This is a genomic window from Clostridium tarantellae (genome assembly GCF_009295725.1).
Classification (GTDB): Bacteria; Bacillota; Clostridia; order Clostridiales; family Clostridiaceae; genus Sarcina; species Sarcina tarantellae.
The window spans coordinates 1-18,309 of record NZ_WHJC01000044.1; the positions used below are offsets into that span (position 1 = coordinate 1).

General features: G+C 24.5%; 10 protein-coding genes. 8 read left to right on the forward strand and 2 right to left on the reverse strand.

The genetic code is table 11. From position 1 onward, the window contains the following. The 6 genes from GBZ86_RS17040 to GBZ86_RS05220 form a co-directional block, all read left to right on the forward strand. On the forward strand, positions 1-356 hold a 356-nt coding region (locus GBZ86_RS17040; protein ID WP_479690743.1), incomplete at its 5' end, for a nuclease/transposase family protein. A 955-nt stretch (positions 357-1,311) separates the two neighbouring features. Then, positions 1,312-4,569, forward strand: a complete 3,258-nt coding sequence (locus GBZ86_RS05200) for a helicase-related protein (RefSeq protein WP_152888429.1) — start codon at positions 1,312-1,314, stop codon at positions 4,567-4,569. Between the two features lie 16 nt (positions 4,570-4,585). Continuing rightward, positions 4,586-5,338 (forward strand): DUF4391 domain-containing protein, encoded by a 753-nt coding sequence (locus GBZ86_RS05205; protein ID WP_152888431.1) that lies wholly within the window; start codon positions 4,586-4,588, stop codon positions 5,336-5,338. Between the two features lie 13 nt (positions 5,339-5,351). Beyond that, on the forward strand, positions 5,352-7,268 hold the full coding sequence (locus GBZ86_RS05210; RefSeq protein WP_152888433.1) for a site-specific DNA-methyltransferase: 1,917 nt from the start codon (positions 5,352-5,354) through the stop codon (positions 7,266-7,268). A gap of 15 nt (positions 7,269-7,283) precedes the next feature. Beyond that, positions 7,284-10,253, forward strand: coding sequence for a type III restriction-modification system endonuclease (locus GBZ86_RS05215; RefSeq protein ID WP_152888435.1), 2,970 nt, complete (start codon positions 7,284-7,286; stop codon positions 10,251-10,253). A 36-nt stretch (positions 10,254-10,289) separates the two neighbouring features. Further along, positions 10,290-10,511: a YdbC family protein gene (locus GBZ86_RS05220; protein ID WP_152888436.1), complete on the forward strand. Its 222-nt coding sequence runs from the start codon at positions 10,290-10,292 to the stop codon at positions 10,509-10,511. Positions 10,512-10,717: 206 nt separating this feature from the next. Here the strand turns inward: GBZ86_RS05220 and GBZ86_RS05225 are convergent, their stop codons facing one another. After that, positions 10,718-12,424, reverse strand: a complete 1,707-nt coding sequence (locus GBZ86_RS05225; RefSeq protein ID WP_152888438.1) for a replication initiation protein — start codon at positions 12,422-12,424, stop codon at positions 10,718-10,720. Positions 12,425-13,582: 1,158 nt separating this feature from the next. Between GBZ86_RS05225 and GBZ86_RS05230 the strand changes: the two genes are divergently transcribed. Both GBZ86_RS05230 and GBZ86_RS05235 read left to right on the forward strand, forming a co-directional pair. After that, the gene (locus GBZ86_RS05230) at positions 13,583-15,283 is read left to right on the forward strand and encodes a replication initiator protein A (protein WP_152888441.1); all 1,701 of its coding nucleotides are present in this window, start codon (positions 13,583-13,585) and stop codon (positions 15,281-15,283) included. A gap of 82 nt (positions 15,284-15,365) precedes the next feature. After that, the gene (locus GBZ86_RS05235) at positions 15,366-15,923 is read left to right on the forward strand and encodes a hypothetical protein (protein WP_152888443.1); all 558 of its coding nucleotides are present in this window, start codon (positions 15,366-15,368) and stop codon (positions 15,921-15,923) included. Positions 15,924-16,337: 414 nt separating this feature from the next. Here the strand turns inward: GBZ86_RS05235 and GBZ86_RS05240 are convergent, their stop codons facing one another. Further along, positions 16,338-18,020, reverse strand: a complete 1,683-nt coding sequence (locus GBZ86_RS05240) for a replication initiator protein A (RefSeq protein WP_152888445.1) — start codon at positions 18,018-18,020, stop codon at positions 16,338-16,340. Positions 18,021-18,309: the final 289 nt, after the last annotated feature.

The following is an 18,309-nucleotide window of genomic DNA, read 5'->3' on the forward strand; positions in this document are numbered from 1 at the left end:
TCTTAAAAAATCCTGAAAGTGAAACGGTAAGAGCTTTAGAGATGTCAGTAAAAGAAATAAGAGAAGCTAAAAATGAACTTATTAAAATTAGCTGTGATGAAAAACAAAGAGCATTATATGAACTAAGAGCTAAAGCATTAAAAGATGAAACAAGTGCATTAAATAAAGCTAAGCGTGAAGGAAAAGAAGAAGGTCTTAAGGAAGGTCTTAAAGAAGGGAAAGAAAAAGGAATTAAAGAAGGTGAAAAGATAAAATCTTTAGAAATAGCTAGAAATTTACTAGATGTTTTAGATAATGAAACTATTGCCTTAAAAACTGGTTTAACTGTGGATGAAATAAAGCAGCTTAGAAATTAGTTTAGAAAATCACAAAAAGTATATTTCTTATTAAGAAAATAGAATTTAATAAAATAAGTAATTTTTAAAATATGAAAGATACTATTTAAATTTATACTTTTTTATTGACATTAATATTTCATTTAGTTAATATTAATTTATATTATTTACTTTTATACATTTTTTTGTATAAATTAAAAGAAATTAAAAATTGAATAGAGGAGATGATTTATATGAAAGATAAATATATTTTTTATATTGTAGTCTTAAGCATTATTTTAATGTTTTGTCTTACGATAAAGGCTTTATAACCTAGTTAATGATACATCTAAAGATTTTTAGATTGTATCCTAAGGTTTATAAATTTAAAAGAAAATATTATAAATTTTTCATATAATTCATTTAAATATAGAGATTTAGTATTAAATAATATTATTAATACTAATAAAAGTAAAAAAAGGGTTTTTTTAAAGAATCCTTTTTTTATTTTTATAAATAAAAATCTTACTCACCTAATTTTTTATAAAATTCCATTAACACTAGTAAAATAAAGCTTTGCATACAAAAGATATTGTATGTAATAAAAAATAATATTAGTTTCTTAGAGATTTAAATCATTAATAAAAACAATTTCTATCATAATTTATATAAGTATTTAAGTTAGAAATTTAAAAGAAAATAAACAAAACATAATTATACTAAGTTTTCATTTAAGTTTTCTTTTAATCTTATTAACAATAATATAACAATACTTTAATACTTTACTCTTAAAATTAAATTTACTTAAAGTTACTAAAAATTATAAATATATATTTTTTCATTGAAGTATTAGTAAAACTACAAATTTATTAGTTAAATAATAAAAATAATGAATTAAATAACAATATTTACATTAATATAAATTAAATCTATTAATTGGAATATTAGTAAAAATGTATTAAAATAAATTTGATGATAAAGTATGGGAGTGAATTTTATGAGGGTATTAGATAATAGATTAAATAAGGTTGGAGATGAATTAAAAGAAAATCTTTCAAAAGGAAGTAAACTCTCTATAATTGCATCTTATTTTTCTATATATGCTTTTAAAGAATTAAAAAAAGAGTTAAGTAAGATAGATGAATTAAGATTTATTTTTACAGAGCCATCTTTTATGACAGAGGATAATACAGAAAGTTTAGCTTATTCTTTAGAAAATGTTGAAAGTGAAAAATTACTTTCAGGAAATAAGTATGAGCTAAAATTACGAAATGAATTAAATCAAAGTCGTATTGCTAAAGAGTGTGCAAATTGGATTAGAGAAAAAGTAGAATTTAAATCTTCTAAAATTCCTGGAGTTGTTGGTAGTAAGTTTATGCATATAAGTAATAATAATAAAGATGATTTACTTATTAATAATACCAATGACTTTTCATCTAGTGGCTTAGGGTATGCTAAATCTAATCAAATTATATTTGCAAATTCTACAAGTGAACCTGTTATGACTAATCAAATGTTACAATTATTTGATATGTTTTGGAATAATAATGAATATCTTCAAGATGTTAAAGATAAGGTTTTAGAACATATTGAAACTATTTATAAAGAAAATACACCAGAATATTTGTATTTTGTCACTTTATATAATATTTTTAAGGATTATCTTCATGAATTAACAGAAGATAATATTGTAAAATCTAAAACTGGATTTAAAGAAACAATTATATGGAACAAGTTATATAAATTCCAAAAAGATGGAGTTTTGGGAGCTATTGATAAACTTGAAAAATTTAATGGATGTATTATTGCAGATAGTGTAGGTCTTGGTAAGACTTTTTCTGCTTTAGCAATTATTAAATATTATGAACTAAGAAATCATAGAGTATTAGTTTTATGTCCAAAAAAATTAAGAGATAATTGGCTTATTTACACTCAAAATGATAATAGGAATCTCCTTTTAAAAGATAGATTTAATTATGATGTTCTAAACCATACGGATTTAAGTAGAACAAATGGTAAATCTGGAGATATAGATTTATCAACAATAAACTGGAGTAATTATGATTTAGTGATAATTGATGAATCTCATAACTTTAGAAATAATATGGCTAGAAATAATACAGAAACTAGATATTCAAGATTAATGAATGAAGTTATTAAAAAGGGAGTAAGAACAAAAGTTTTAATGTTATCAGCAACTCCTGTTAATAATAAAATGAATGATATAAAAAATCAAATAGCTTTCATAACTGAGGGGGATGATTTTGCTTTTGAAAAAGTAGGTATTAGAAGTGTAGAAATGACTTTAAGAAAAGCTCAAACCATATTTAATAGATGGACAGACTTAAAAGAAAAAGAAAGAACCCTAGATAGGTTTTTAGAAATGATGAGTGTGGATTATTTTAAGCTTTTAGATACCATAACAATAGCTCGTTCTAGAAAACACATAGAGAAGTATTATAACATAAAAGAAATAGGTAAATTTCCTAAAAGGAATACCCCACAAAATATAAAGTCTGATATTGATATGGAGGGAGAATTTCCTAAATTAGAAAAAATAAATAAAGACATAATGAGATTAAAGCTAGCTGCCTATTCTCCATTAAGATATGTATTACCAAATAAAAGAGAGGAATACAATAGAAAATATGATATTGAGGTAAAAGGTGGAATATCTATATTTAAACAAACGGATAGAGAAAATAGTATTATACATTTAATGAGAGCAAATATGTTAAAAAGAATGGAAAGCTCTATTCACTCTTTTGGAATAACAGTATCAAATATATTACAACAAGTAGATAAATTATTAGAAAAAATAAATACTGTTAATGGACAGTATGATCCTAATTTAAATATTAATGATATGAATATAGAAGATTCAGATTTAGAAGAATTATTAATAGGAAATAAAGTAAAGGTTCTATTACAAGATATAGATAAAATTAAATGGAAACAGGACTTAGAGTTTGATAGAGATAGTTTAGAAAAACTTTTAATTGAAACTGCTAAAGTAACTAGCAGAAATAAAAATAGAGATGCTAAACTAGAGGATTTAAAAATACTTTTAAGAGATAAAATAAACAATCCCATTAACAAAGGAAATAAAAAAGCTATTATTTTCACTGCCTTTGCAGATACAGCAAAATATTTATTTAGTGAAATAGCTCCTTGGATTCTGGAGGAATTTGGATTACATACTGCTTTAGTAGTGGGAGCAGGAGCAAATAAAACTAATTTAAAAGGCATAAAGACAGATTTTAATAGTGTACTAATAAACTTTTCTCCTAAATCAAAAGAAAGAGATAAGCTTAACGAAAAAACAAATGAAGAAATTGACATATTAATTGCAACTGACTGTATATCAGAAGGACAAAACCTTCAAGACTGTGATTTCTTAGTTAATTATGACATCCATTGGAATCCTGTTAGAATAATTCAGCGTTTTGGTAGAATAGATAGAATTGGTTCCGTTAATAATTCCATTCAGCTAGTAAACTTTTGGCCTAATATGGAATTAGATGAATATATCAACTTAGAAGCAAGGGTAAGTGGAAGAATGGTGCTTTTAGATATATCAGCTACAGGAGAAGAAAATATTATAAATACTGATGAAAAGAAAAAAATGAATGACCTAGAATATAGAAAAAAACAATTAAAGCAACTTCAAGAAGAAGTAGTAGATTTAGAAGATATATCTGGTGGAATATCTATTACAGATTTAACTTTAAATGATTTTAAGATGGATTTAATGGATTATTTAAATACTCATAAAAAAGAATTAGAAAAAGCTCCTATGGGTATGTATTCCTTAGTAAATATCACTAAGGAAATAAAGGAAGAAGTAGAACCTGGAGTAATATTTTGCTTAAGACAAATTAATTGTAAGGAAAAAGTAAAAGATTCTAATAATTCACTTCATCCATATTATTTTGTGTATGTTACTTCATCTGGAGAAGTTAAATTTAATCATGTGCATACAAAAAAAATATTAGATTTATATAGAAAATTATGTAGTGGTAAAAATGAAGTATTAAACTCTTTAGTAAAAGATTTTTATGAAGAAACTAATGAAGGAAGAAATATGGATGAATATTCAGAGCTTCTTGAAATAGGTATAAAAGATATTATAGGTAAAAAAGAAGAACAAGGAGTTATGAGTTTATTCACCCCAGGAGGCACTAACTTAGCTAAAAAAGATTTTAAATCTTTAGAGGATTTCGAATTAATATCATTTTTGATTATTAAAGAATAAGGAAGTGTAAAAAAACATGTTACAAGAATATTTTCAAATACCTAAAAGTTGTTATATAAATAGGAAAATACCTAAAAAAGCATTTATAGACACACCAGAGTTTGACTTAAAAAAAGAAGAAAAAGAATTACTAAAAAACGCTATTGAAAGTATATATTTTCAATATAGTTTAAGCCCAAGTAATTTAAATATACCAAAGTATGAAGATGAAGAAATACGCTATGAAGAAATTGAAATTATAAAAGTTAAACTTAACCATAGGGATAAAGAAAATAAAGTATGTAACTTAATTCAAAAATATATACCTTACCCAATAATAATTTTATTAGAGTATAGGGATTTTATAAAAATTAATGTGGCCATAAAGAAAATAAATAAGGTGGAAAGAGAAAAATTATCCATAGAAGAAATGATATACACTTCTTGGATTAATTTAAATGAACCTACGAAAGAAGAAAAAGCTTTTTTAGAAAGTTTAAATATAAATAATATATGGACTAACAATTTATTTCAACTATATAAAAGTTATGTAAATAACATAAATAGCTTAGATTTAAGCAAATATACAAAAGAATTTGAAATAAAGCCTATAGAAACACTTGAAATTGACATGGAACTTCTAGAAGAAATAAAAACTTTAGAAAGTAAAGTTACGGAACTAAGGAATAAAATAAAAAAAGAAAGTAACTACGGAAAAAAAGTCTCTCTAAATGTGGAGGTTAGAAAACTGAAAGATAAAATAAAAGATTTGAAGGAGAATTTAAAATAGGGAGATGACATCCATGGAAACATTAACAGGCAAAACATTAAATATAGTTGAAGATAATATAAGAAAACTAAAAGAAATATTTCCAGAGGTATTTAACGAAGATAAGGTAGACATTGAAAAGCTAGAAGAAATTCTTGGTGATTACAAAGACAAAAATATAGAAAGATATAACTTTACTTGGCCAGGAAAATCAAAAGCCATAAGAATAGCTCAAACCCCTTCCACAGGTACATTAAGACCCTGTAAAAAAGAAAGTAAAAACTGGGATACCACACAAAATCTTTATATAGAAGGGGATAACCTAGAAGTCTTAAAACTTTTACAAAAATCTTATTATGGACAAGTAAAGATGATATATATAGACCCCCCATATAATACAGGAAATGACTTTGTATATAAAGATGATTTTAAAGATAACTTAGGAAATTACTTAGAAATAACAGGTCAAAAAGATGAAGATGGAAATAAAATTACTACTAATACAGAATCAAATGGAAGATACCACTCTAATTGGCTTAATATGATGTATCCTAGATTGAAATTATCTAGAAATTTATTGAGTGAAGATGGAGTTATATTTATTTCTATTGATGATAATGAAGTGAGTAATTTGAAAAAGGTTTGTGATGAAGTTTTTGGAGAAGGAAATTTAGTAACACAAATTCCATGGCAAGCAAGACAATCTATTCAAAATGATACTGATTTAAGTTCAAGTCATGAATATATATTATCATATGCCAAAAATAGAAGAGTAGAACATAGACGATTAAAAGAAAGTAATGAAGATAAATGGTATAAGTTAAAAAGTTTTGCATGTTTTCCTCTACCATTAGATAAAGAAAAATTTTCAAACTTAGATAATGATATAAGAGGTCCTTGGAAAGCTGATCCTTTTGATGCACCTAATATAAGACCTAATTTAACATATGCAATAAAAAATTCTAATACTGGTGAAGAGTTTTGGCCTCCTAAGGGACGTTGTTGGAGAACAGATGAAAAAATATTTAAAGAGTTATTAAAAGATAATAGAATTATTTTTGGTAAAATGGGTACTTCAAAACCACAATTAAAAGTTTTTTATGAAGAAAAAAAGAAATTTGGAAGTGTAGATAATACTTGGTTTACTGGAGAAAAGTGTGGAACTTCCACTCAAGGAACTAAAATATTACAAGGGCTTTTTGAGGGGACATCATATTTTGATACTCCTAAGCCAATTAAACTTATAAAAAAACTTATGCAATTAAGTTTAGGTGAAAAATCTCAAGAAATAGTTTTGGATTTCTTTTCAGGCTCATCCACAACAGCCCATGCCACAATGCAACTTAATGCAGAAGATGGTGGAAATCGTAAATTTATAATGGTTCAGTTACCTGAAAAGTGTGATGAAAAAAGTGAAGCTTTTAAAGCAGAGTATAAAAATATATGTGAAATAGGAAAAGAGCGTATTAGAAGAGCTGGTGAGAAGATAAAAGAGGATAATAAGGATAAGGAAGGTATAGATGATTTAGACATAGGATTTAAGGTATTTAAGTTAGATTCTTCTAATATTAATAAGTGGGATTCTAATTATGATGAAGATTTAGAACTTAATTTATTATCTAATGTGGAAAATGTTAAAAGTGATAGAACTGAGGAAGATGTATTGTATGAAATTCTTTTGAAATATGGAGTGGATTTAAATATGCCTATTGAAGAGTATGAAATTAAGGGTAAAAAAGTATTTTCCATAGGTTTTGGAGCTATCTTGGTATGTTTAGATAAGGATATTACTTTAGAGGTAGTTGAAGCTATAGGAAAGCTTAAAGATGATCTTGAACCAGAGTTTTGCAGAGTGGTATTTATGGATAATGGTTTTAATAGTGATTCTATTAAGACTAATGCTGTTCAAATTTTAAAAAGATATGGTATAGAAGACGTTAAAAGTATATAGGCAGGTGAGGTTATTATGAAAATAAAATTTGATAAGGATTTAGCATATCAAAATAATGCTGTTAATTCTGTTATTAAGGTATTTGAAGGACAAACTATAGCTCAAGATAATTTCACTGTTTCTATATTAAATGAGAATGTGGGAATGTTTGAAAATGAGCTAGGTATAGGAAATAGATTAATTCTTAGTAATGATGATATTTTAGAAAATATGCAGGACATACAAGAAAATAATGGACTAGCTGTAAGCAATGCTTTAAGAGAAAAAACTTTAAATTTATCAGTAGAAATGGAAACTGGTACTGGTAAAACTTATGTTTATTTAAAAACTATATTAGAGCTTAATAAAAGGTATGGCTTTACTAAATTTATAATTGTTGTTCCTTCTTTAGCTATTAAGGAAGGAGTTTATAAATCTCTACAAATAACTAAAGAACATTTTAAAGAGATTTATGATAATACTATATATAATTATTTTATATATGATTCTCAAAAGCTAGAGCAGGTTAGAAACTTTGCAACAAGTAGTAACATAGAAATAATGGTTATAAATATAGATGCCTTTAGAAAGAGTTTTACAGACCCTAAAAAGGAAACAAGTGCAAATATAATTCATAGAGCTAATGATAAGTTAAATGGTCATAAGCCCATAGAATTTATTGAGCAAACAAATCCTATAGTAATTATAGATGAACCTCAAAGTGTGGATACCACTCCCAAGTCTAAGGAAGCAATTGCATCCCTTAATCCTTTAATAATTTTAAGGTATTCTGCCACCCATAAGGAAAAGGTTAATTTAGTGTATAAGTTAGATTCTGTGGATGCTTATGAGGAAGAATTGGTTAAGCAAATTGAAGTAATTTCAGTAATGCCTAAGAACAGTAATAATAAAGCTTATATTAAATTAGTTAATACTAGCAATGTTAAGGAAACTATATCAGCTAAGGTGGAAGTAGATGTTTTAGAAAAAGGAAAAGTAAAAAGAATAACTAAAACAGTTAAAAAAGGAACAAATTTAGAAGACATTACTAATAGAGATTTATACCAAGGTTTTATTATAGATGAAATAAATTGTGAAAAAGGTAAAGAGTATATCACATTTACTAGCAATGATATTTTAATAGAAAAAGGAGAATCTCATGGGGATATAGATAATGATGAGCTTAAAAGGGTTCAAATTAGAAAGACCATTGAGGAACATTTAAATAAGGAGTTAGCTCTTACTAAGCATGGAATTAAAGTATTAAGCTTATTCTTTATTGATAAAGTAGCTAATTATAGATATTATGATGAAAATGGAAATCCTCAAAAGGGTAAGTACGCTCTTATGTTTGAGGATGAGTATAAGAAATTTATACGTAAATCTAAATATCATACTTTATTTATGGATGTGGATATAGATTCTTTAGTGGAAGAAGTTCATAATGGATATTTCTCACAGGATTCAAAGGGAAAATTAAAGGATACAAAAGGTAATACTCTAGCTGATGAGGATGCTTATGCTTTAATTATGAAAGATAAGGAAAAGTTATTAAGCTTTGACAGTAAACTTAAATTTATATTTTCTCACTCAGCTTTAAGAGAAGGGTGGGACAACCCTAATGTATTTCAAATTTGTACTTTAAATGAAACCAAATCTGAAATAAAGAAAAGACAAGAAATAGGTAGAGGACTTAGATTAGCAGTAAATCAAAAAGGTGAAAGAGTACATGGACATGATATAAATACTCTTACGGTTATGGTAAATGAATCCTATGAAGATTTTGTAAATAAGCTACAAAAAGAAATTGAAGTAGATCAAGGTATGAAATTTGGTTTAGTAGAAAAACATATCTTTGCTAATATTCCTTTTAAAACTATAGAAAATGGTACTGTAGAGAAAGTTGGTTCAAAAAATTCAGAAAAAATATGGACTTTCTTAAAGGAAGAAGAGTATATAGATTCAAAGGGAATTATTAAAGATAAGTTAAAGCTTGATTTAAAAAATGAAACTTTAGCTCTTCCAGTAGAATTTAAAGATATACAAATACAAGTATCTGAAAAGCTTACTAGATTAACTGGAGAACTTAAAAATATTAAAGATGGTAGTAAAAAAAGAGAAATAAAAATTAATAAAGAAGTATTTTTATCACAAGAGTTTATAGACCTTTGGGAAAGAATAAAGTATAAAACCACTTATTCCGTTGATTTTGATAGTGAAGAGCTTATAAATAACTGTATAAAAGCTATGGATTATGATCTTAATGTTAGTAGTAGTAAAATAGAGGTAGTAAAAGCACAAACTAAAATTGATGTATCTGGAGTAAAAGGAAAAGAAAAAGATAGAGTTTTATTTGATGTAGATGAAAAAGTTATTTTACCTGATATATTAACCTATTTACAAAATGAAACTAATTTAACTAGAAAAACTTTAGCAAATTTATTAATTAGGTCTGAAAAATTAGATTTATTCAAAAAAAATCCAAGTAAGTTTATGCAAGAAGTTGCTTTCATAATTAAAAGAACCTTAAAAGGACTAATTGTAGATGGCATAAAGTATGAAAAAATTGGTGATGAAGAGTATGCAGTTCAAGAAGTATTTAAAGATGAAGAATTATATGGTTATTTATCAAAGGATATAATTGAAAGTAATAGGTCAGTATATAATTATGTTAAATATGATTCTGACATAGAGTGTGGATTTGCTGAAAAACTTGAAAACAATGATAAAATTAAGGTATATGCAAAGCTTCCAAGAGAATTTAAAGTAGATACCCCTATTGGGCCATATAACCCAGACTGGGCTATATTATTAGAAAAAGATGGTGAAGAAAAACTTTATTTTGTAGTTGAAACTAAAGGAACAAATAAGTTATCCTTATTAAGAGATGATGAAAAAGGAAAAATAAAATGTGGTAAAAAACACTTTGCAGCATTGCATACAGAGGTAGAAGCAGTTCAAGCTAAAACTTTTGAAGAATTTGTTGAAGATTATGTGTATAATTAATAGTAAAAATATTTTTATAAATAGTGAGGTAAAACAATGGCAGAAATAAAATTTGAAATTGAAAAAGAACTAGGCAGCATTTCAGAATCTTCTAAAGGCTGGAAAAAAGAATTAAACTTAATTAGTTGGAATGGAAAAGAAGCTAAATATGATTTAAGAGATTGGTCACCTAACCATGAAAAAATGGGTAAAGGAATAACTTTAACTATTGAAGAACTAAAAAGTTTAAAAGAATTACTAAATAACATGGATATTTAGCATAATACTAAAACCATACCATTTAACTATTGTTTATGGTATGGTTTTATTGTTTTTTTTAAAAGTATGCATTTTAAATTGTTGAAAACCTGTGGACAACCTGTTAATAACTTGTTGATTATTTAATGTAAAGCTTTGATTATCACATCCCAAACGTGTCTTTTATACATCTCAAATGTATTTTTTAATTTTTATAATACTGATGTTTACTTAGTTTTAGAAATTTCTAGTTTAAAGTGATTAAAATCCTTCAATCCCCTATAAACCATAATTTCTTTCTTTATATGCTGTTTAAATAACTGGGACTCTTCCTTATTATTTTTAAATTCTATTAATTCATCTAATTGTTTTTGTATGCTTTTCTTATCATTTTCATTATTACAGGTGTTATAAATCATTTTAAATTGAGTTATTTTTTGATCTAAGGTGCTAGCTATAACTGTAAGTATATTTTCTTTAAACATTTCATAAATAAAATCTTCTTCCTTCATAAATTTACTTATTTCTTTATCTATATATTTTTCATACTTTTCTCTTATTTGTTCTTCTGTTAATGTATTTTTATTTAATTTAGCTTTTTCATTTTTTACAAAGTCTACAATATACTCATGAGTTAATTCTAGTTTAAAGGTATCTGTTTGTAATGCATATATAAGTAATCCTGCTAAATTAGTAGGTTTTTTATCACTTTCTTTAGCTTTTTCTTTTATCCATAGTATGTACTGAATTAATTTCCACTTATCATACTTTTGCATTATTTCATTAACCTTGTTTTCTGTAACTCCTATATGAAAAAGCTCTTTTCTTATGTCTTTAGGAATTTCTAATAGATTATTTTCTTCTTTATTATTTAACATATTCTTTAAAGCATTTTTATCTAAAGTTGTTATTACATCTTCCTTTGTTCCTTTAAATACTATATATAATACATCTTCTTTAACATTATTAAGAACTATTTCATCACCATAAAAATAGTCAGTAATTATGCCATTATTTATTAAATGCTTTAATGCTATATTAAGCTTTTCTTTTATTTTAGATCTTTGTAATGGGTAAAGAGGAAGCTTATTTCCTATAACAAAGTAATTTCTCTTTAAATATATTGTATTTTCAGTTTTATTAGTATTATATAAAGAACCTAAAATATAGGTGTAAAGCCTTCTAACTATTCCTTTTGAAGGTAATGCAAAATACACATTAGGTTTTAAATATTTAAAATATTCATATTTAATATTCTCTATAATAACTTTATTAAAAACCACTTTACATTTACTATCTTTACTACTTTCACTTTTATCTTTTCTACTATTTAAAGTTAAGTCCCAAATCAAAGAAAATCCTTTTTCATCAATATGTAAGTATTCATTATTTTTCTTATCAAAAATCATATTTCGCTCAACAGAATAATAAGTAGAATTACAAAGTGTATATAATTCTTCTTTTAATTTCTCAGTAGTGTATCCACCTAAACTTTTTCCCATAAATTTAGATAATTCATATAAAGTAAACTCCATTTCATATATATCAATATTAAAACATTTTTCTAAATTATCATATGCAATAGGTGTTAATTTATTTAAAAATAAACCTATAAGACCATTCCAAATATCAAAACATCCTAAGGTAGGAAGGCTATTAGCAATTAATAATTCTTTTGAATTTCCCTTACTATCAGTCCATTTTCTATATACAACTAAAGATTCTCTACTTTGACTTTCTAATAGTTTTCTTAATATATTTTTTATTTCCTCTGACACTTGAAGTTTTTCACACTTTGTGCCTAAATCTCCAATGGTAATTGCTTCTTTTATAGAGGAAATAAACATAGGATTTTCTATAAAATTTATATCTAAAACAGAGGAATTATTAAAAATAACCTTATCTTTTTTATCAGCTTCATTAATTTTATTCATTTATTACTCCTTTAAAATAAAGTAAACTTTTTATCACTATGAATTTTACATTTTTATAGTCAATTGTCAATATAAAATAGTGTAGTTTATAGAAAAAATAGTGTAGTTTATAGAAAGTATAACGTAGTTTATAGAATTGTTCTAATGTAGTTGGTAGAATAAATAGTGTAGTTTATAGAAGATATAATGTAGTTCATAGAAAAACAGCCTCTGTATCCCTTACAATAAGCCACTTTCAAAAAACACTTCAATTAACAACAACATATATCATATGTATAATATTAATTAATAACAATTAACATAGTAAATATATTTATATAGAAATATAAAGTAATGTGCATTTTTATATTTACTCCATTTAAAAATTAAATATAGTAAAGCTCTTTAAAAAATACATTTCTACTAATGGAAAATTCAAACCCTGCTGCTATTTAAAGTTAAATCACATTTCAAAAATTATGTACTTTTAATTAAGATTTTCTTTTATAACAATATTGTATGGATATTTAAAATAAAATTGAAATACATATTTTATTTCTTTTAAAGTTTTAATTATTAGTTAACCATTTAAATTTTCATCTATTAACACCAATTTAGGGATACCCTATTCTAGTTATTTATTCTTTTATTTTAGAAAATGCTTTTAAAATGAATTTTAAGACATTTTTTATTGTTTTTAGACAAAATATATTATACAAATATAAAAAACTGTTAAAACGTATTTTAAAAGGTTCTAACTATATATTAAATAGCTTGTATATTGTCTATATATAATTTATATGTTTTTTGTAATATTTTAAAACTTTTATTTTTATATTTTTTTAAAAGAATTTTTGTTAATTTTAGAAATTTAAATAGTTTAATTTTTATATTAATTTTAATTATCTAGTAGTATATAAATAGTATAAATACATTATAGTAATGTTGTTGTATATTATAGTAAACTTTTTAAAATCTAGTGTTTTCAAGGGTTATAAAGATTATTTTGTTACAAAGTCCAAACTATTTGTCATAAAGTCCAAACTTTTTGTTATAAAGTCCAAGTGATTACTGTCATAAAGTCCAAACTATTTGTTGTAAAGTCCAAACTTTTTTTGTTGCAGAGTCCAAACTATTTTAGTAATATATAGGATATATGTGTAAAGAAGAGAGGATATAATGAGTAAAAACAAAATAAATGAATCAAAAGACTTAATGGTAGAAATAAATTTATCTGAGGCTCCAATGTTTACTTTTGCAAGAACTCAAAAAATTCATACTGTAAAATCCTTAATGGAAAATAAAAATACTACTAATGAAGCTAAAGAAGTTTTGGAAGATATATATAAAACAAATGAGCTTTCAAAAGTAGATTATAGAAAATGGATAGATAGTAAAGGTATGACTAGAGAGCTTATAATATCTTCAGTAAGAAGTTTACCTGATTCTTATTGTATGGATGTATTTTTAGGATTGATAAGACTTATGGTAAATGATAATAGTCCATTGTGTCCAGATGAAAATGGACTTTATAAGTTAAAATCAAATAAAGTTGAATTTACTTTAAATAGACTTTGTGAGGCTATGGAGCTTAAAAGCGGAGGAAATACATATAAAAAAATTAAAGATGCTTTAAGAAGATTAAAGGCTACTGATTATTATAGTTTAGGAAAAGGAAGTCTTTATAACAAGGTTAAAGGAACTTATGAAACTAGAAGTGAAAAAGCAGTATCTTTAATAGATAGCTATGATACATCAGAAATAGTAACTAGTGAAGATGGTGATAATAAGCTTTTTAGTGGATATGTTACTTTTGGTGATTTAATTATGAATAATTTAGAAGCTGGATTTGTTAGAGTTGTTAGAAATCATCAATATTTTCAACTAAAAACAGGTATAACTAGAGGGCTATATTTATATATAGAATCTAATAGAACTTCAACAGATATATATATTAAACGTAGCTTTGATGTGCTTAAAAATAAGATTCCTATTGATTTTGAATATCCTAGCAGATTAAAAAGTAAATTAAAAAAATCTTTAGAATCTATGTATGAATTAGGAATAATAAAGGATTGGTTTTATGGAGATGAAATATTAATAAATGGTTTTAAAGAACAATGTATTTATATAATATTTAAAGGAACAAGAAAGGAACTGATTCAGTTTCTAACTAAAAAGGAACAAAATTTTAAAATAGACAATAGAAAAAAGACTAATGACAATAACATAGAAAATATAGAAATTAAATTTCCAGAAGATATAAATAAGGAACTTTTAAACTTTGGTATAAATGAAAAAAAGATAATAGAGTTAATAAATAAACATTCAAAGTATGAATTAGCAGAATATATTTTATGGATGCAAGATGGAATTAGCAAAGGAAAGGTAAAAGATCCTGCATCTTTATTTGTATTTGCCACAACTACAGTAGGTGAAAATGGAAGAATGGTTAATGTAGAAAAAACTCATCCTCATATTATACAATTTGTTAAAAAATATAAAGAAGAAGTTGAAGGTAAAAAATCAATAGCTGAAAATATTATTAAAAAAGCTTATGAAAAGTATATTGATAATGATTTAAAATTATTTGAGGAAGAAGATGAATTTGCTTATGTAGCTACTAGAGATAGTGTACTAGAGGATATTTCAAATTCTCAAAAAAATAAAATTAAATCACAAAGAGCTATGTATAATATGGCAACTTCTCAACAGGAAAAGCTTAAGCTTTTAGCTATAATAGAAAAATGGGAAAGATTCACTGTTGAGCAATATAAGTCTGAGATATTTCTTGAAGAGTTTGTTAAAAGAATTAAAATTTATAGAGGACTTATGAACTATTTAGAGTTTAGGAGTAGCTATATTAAAAAAAATAAATAAGTATTAAGCTAAATTACATTTCAAAATACATAATATTTCTTTAATTGGAAAAAATAATATCAAACTTACTAGGAGGTTTACTATGAAAAAGATTTTATATATTTTTTCAATATTAATGGTATGTGTATTTTTCATTGGGGCATCTTCTCCCATAGATATTATGCAAAAAGAACTTAATGAACAATTAGAATGCTTTAAAAGTTCATTAGAGGAAGAGTATAAATCTTTAACAGAAAAAATTACTAATGAAAATGATGAGATCATAAAAAGTGAGCTTTTAAATAAAATTAAAGTTAATCTTTTTATGAGTAAATTATCATGGAAGGTGGAAGACTTTCAACAAAGTGGAAATAACTATAAATTTATAGTTAAAGTAAATAATCAATGTAATTTAAAAACTCTTTTTACATGTAATTCAAGACTAAAAGTATTAGAGGAAGAATATTTTGAAAAAGAACAAGAATTACCTGTTATGTCTAAAATAGATTATCTAAAGGAAACTATAGATTTAAATAAAGACAAAGCTAATAATTTTGAAATAGAAATGTATGCCACCATATCAAACGGAAAAGCAGTGGTTGATTCAACTGATTTTTATTCTTTAATTAAGTTAAAAAATTTAAAATCATTTTTCTTCTAAAATAATAAAAAATATAAAGCCTATTTACTTTTAAACACACGTCTATATGAAGTGTGTTTTTTTACTTGTTGAAAACCTGTTTATAAATTGTGGACAACCTGTTTATAACCTGTTAATTATTTAATTAATAATAGCTTCTTTTAATGAAAACTATCTTCTACAAGCCTTTATTTAAGCCTATTCCCAAAGATATCTCAATTAACAACACATATCATATATAATAATAAGTAATATAAGAGAAAATTTTTAATATAAATAATGTGGTATAAACTAATTTATGTTTATTAATATTTAAATAGAAAAATTTATATTGTAAGTAATAAAGTAATACATATTTCTTTTATTACTTTATTAAAAAACATATATGCTTAGCAAGTTATTAATATATATTATTTTTTTCAAAATAAAAAGACACTATTTAGTGCCTTTTAATAACCCTACTTTAAATGTATTAAAATCTTTTAAACTTCTCATAATTGAAACTTCTTTAATAAAATGCTTTTTAAATAACTTAGATTTTTCACCAATATCTTTAAACTCATTTAATTCTTCAATTTGATTCATTAGTGTTTTTTTATCTTTTTCATCTTTACAATTTCTAATTATAGTATTGAATTGAGCTATTTTTACGTCTATATTATCATATAAGTTTTGAATAGTATTATCCTTCATAAAGTTATAAATAAATTCATCTTCTTTTTTAAATTTATTTAATTCATTTTCTATATATTTTTCATATTTATCTTTAATTTCATCATCAGATAATGTTTTTGTTTCTATTTTAGCTCTTTCTTCTTTAACAAAATCTAATATATATTGGTGAGTTAATTGTAATTTTACACTTTGAGTTTGTAGAGCATAAATCAATAATCCTGCTGCATTCTTTAAACTATTATTAGATTCTTTAATTTTTTCATTAATCCAAAGTACATACTCAATTAATGTCCACTTGTTGTATTTTTGGATTATTTCACTAGCTTTTTCATCAGCTATTCCTAAATTAATTAATTCCTGTTTAATATCTTTTGGAATTTCTAATTTACTTTCTTCCTGTTGTTCTGTAATTAAAGAATCATATTTAATTGTTAGATCTTCAATAATATTTTCTTTATTTCCAGAGAAAACTATATATATGCATTGTTCCTTTAATCCATTTATTAATACTTCATCCCCATAGAAATAATCTTTAATAATTCCAGTTTCCACAAGGTTTTCTAAGGGTTTATTCATACGTCTTTTAAACTCGGAGTTATATTTAAATTCTATTGGTAATTTTCTTCCTACTACATCAAAACTTCTTTTTATATAGGGATTTAATTTACCTGCTTTTTTATATCTATTTCCTTCTATGTATGTATAAAGTCTTCTAGATAATCCACTAGGTAATTTAAAATATACATCTTGACTTAAATATTTAATAAATTCTCTTTTTATATTTTCCATTACTAATTGACCTAAATAAACAATGCATTTTTCCCTTGATCTTTTTTGTCCTTTTGTATCTTTTTCTCCTTCTATTTCAATATCAGAAATTAAACTTAATCCCTTTAATTTAGATTTTATATATTTTTCATGTTCTTTATCATATAAACATCCTTCACCAAAGCTATAATATTGTGCTGACTTTAATTGAAGTAATGCAACTTTAATTCTTTCTAAATTAGTTCCTCCAGTATTAAGATTCATAAATTTAGCTAATTCATAAAGAGTAAATTCAACTTTATCATCTTGTAAATTATACATTTTGGTTTCAACATTATATAAAACAGGACTTTTTTTCTTTATGTAAAGTGCAATAATAGCATACCAAACATCCATAGTAAAAGAATTAGGTAAAGCCATCATAGACATAGCAAACATTTCTCTTGAAACACCTTTACTATCAATCCATTTTATATATTCTACTGGTGAGTTTTCATTTTCAGGTAATACAATATCTAATATTTTTTTAACTTGTGTGCTTATAGTTTTATCTTTTTTTAGTTCACTGACTTTTTTTACTTTTTTTTGGTTTTTAAATAGAAAAAAAGGTGCTTCTATCATGTTAATATCCATAACAAAACTATTATCTTGTAATGACTTACTTTTAGTTTCCATAATTTAATTGCCCTTCCAAATTTAATCTATTAACATTATACACAACCTCGTTGTTATTTACAAGTTAGACCTCGTTGTATTTTACAAAAAACCTCGTTGTACTTTACAAAAATTTTTACCCCAAACCTCGTTGTATTTTACAAGTAGACCTCGTTGTATTTTACAAAAAACCTCGTTGTATTTTACAAAAAAAACTTCTGTGACCCTTGATATAAGCCAGTTGCCAAAACCTTACTATATTATACAACAACAAATATACTATATTATTGTTATTATACTATATATATAC

Excerpts from the sequence above, each read along its gene's own strand:
- GBZ86_RS05225 (WP_152888438.1), bottom strand. The coding sequence starts at position 12,424 with ATGAATAAAATTAATGAAGCTGATAAAAAAGATAAGGTTATTTTTAAT.
- GBZ86_RS05210 (WP_152888433.1), top strand. The coding sequence starts at position 5,352 with ATGGAAACATTAACAGGCAAAACATTAAATATAGTTGAAGATAATATA.
- GBZ86_RS05240 (WP_152888445.1), bottom strand. The coding sequence starts at position 18,020 with ATGGAAACTAAAAGTAAGTCATTACAAGATAATAGTTTTGTTATGGAT.
- GBZ86_RS05220 (WP_152888436.1), top strand. The coding sequence starts at position 10,290 with ATGGCAGAAATAAAATTTGAAATTGAAAAAGAACTAGGCAGCATTTCA.
- GBZ86_RS05235 (WP_152888443.1), top strand. The coding sequence starts at position 15,366 with ATGAAAAAGATTTTATATATTTTTTCAATATTAATGGTATGTGTATTT.
- GBZ86_RS05215 (WP_152888435.1), top strand. The coding sequence starts at position 7,284 with ATGAAAATAAAATTTGATAAGGATTTAGCATATCAAAATAATGCTGTT.
- GBZ86_RS05200 (WP_152888429.1), top strand. The coding sequence starts at position 1,312 with ATGAGGGTATTAGATAATAGATTAAATAAGGTTGGAGATGAATTAAAA.
- GBZ86_RS05205 (WP_152888431.1), top strand. The coding sequence starts at position 4,586 with ATGTTACAAGAATATTTTCAAATACCTAAAAGTTGTTATATAAATAGG.
- GBZ86_RS05230 (WP_152888441.1), top strand. The coding sequence starts at position 13,583 with ATGAGTAAAAACAAAATAAATGAATCAAAAGACTTAATGGTAGAAATA.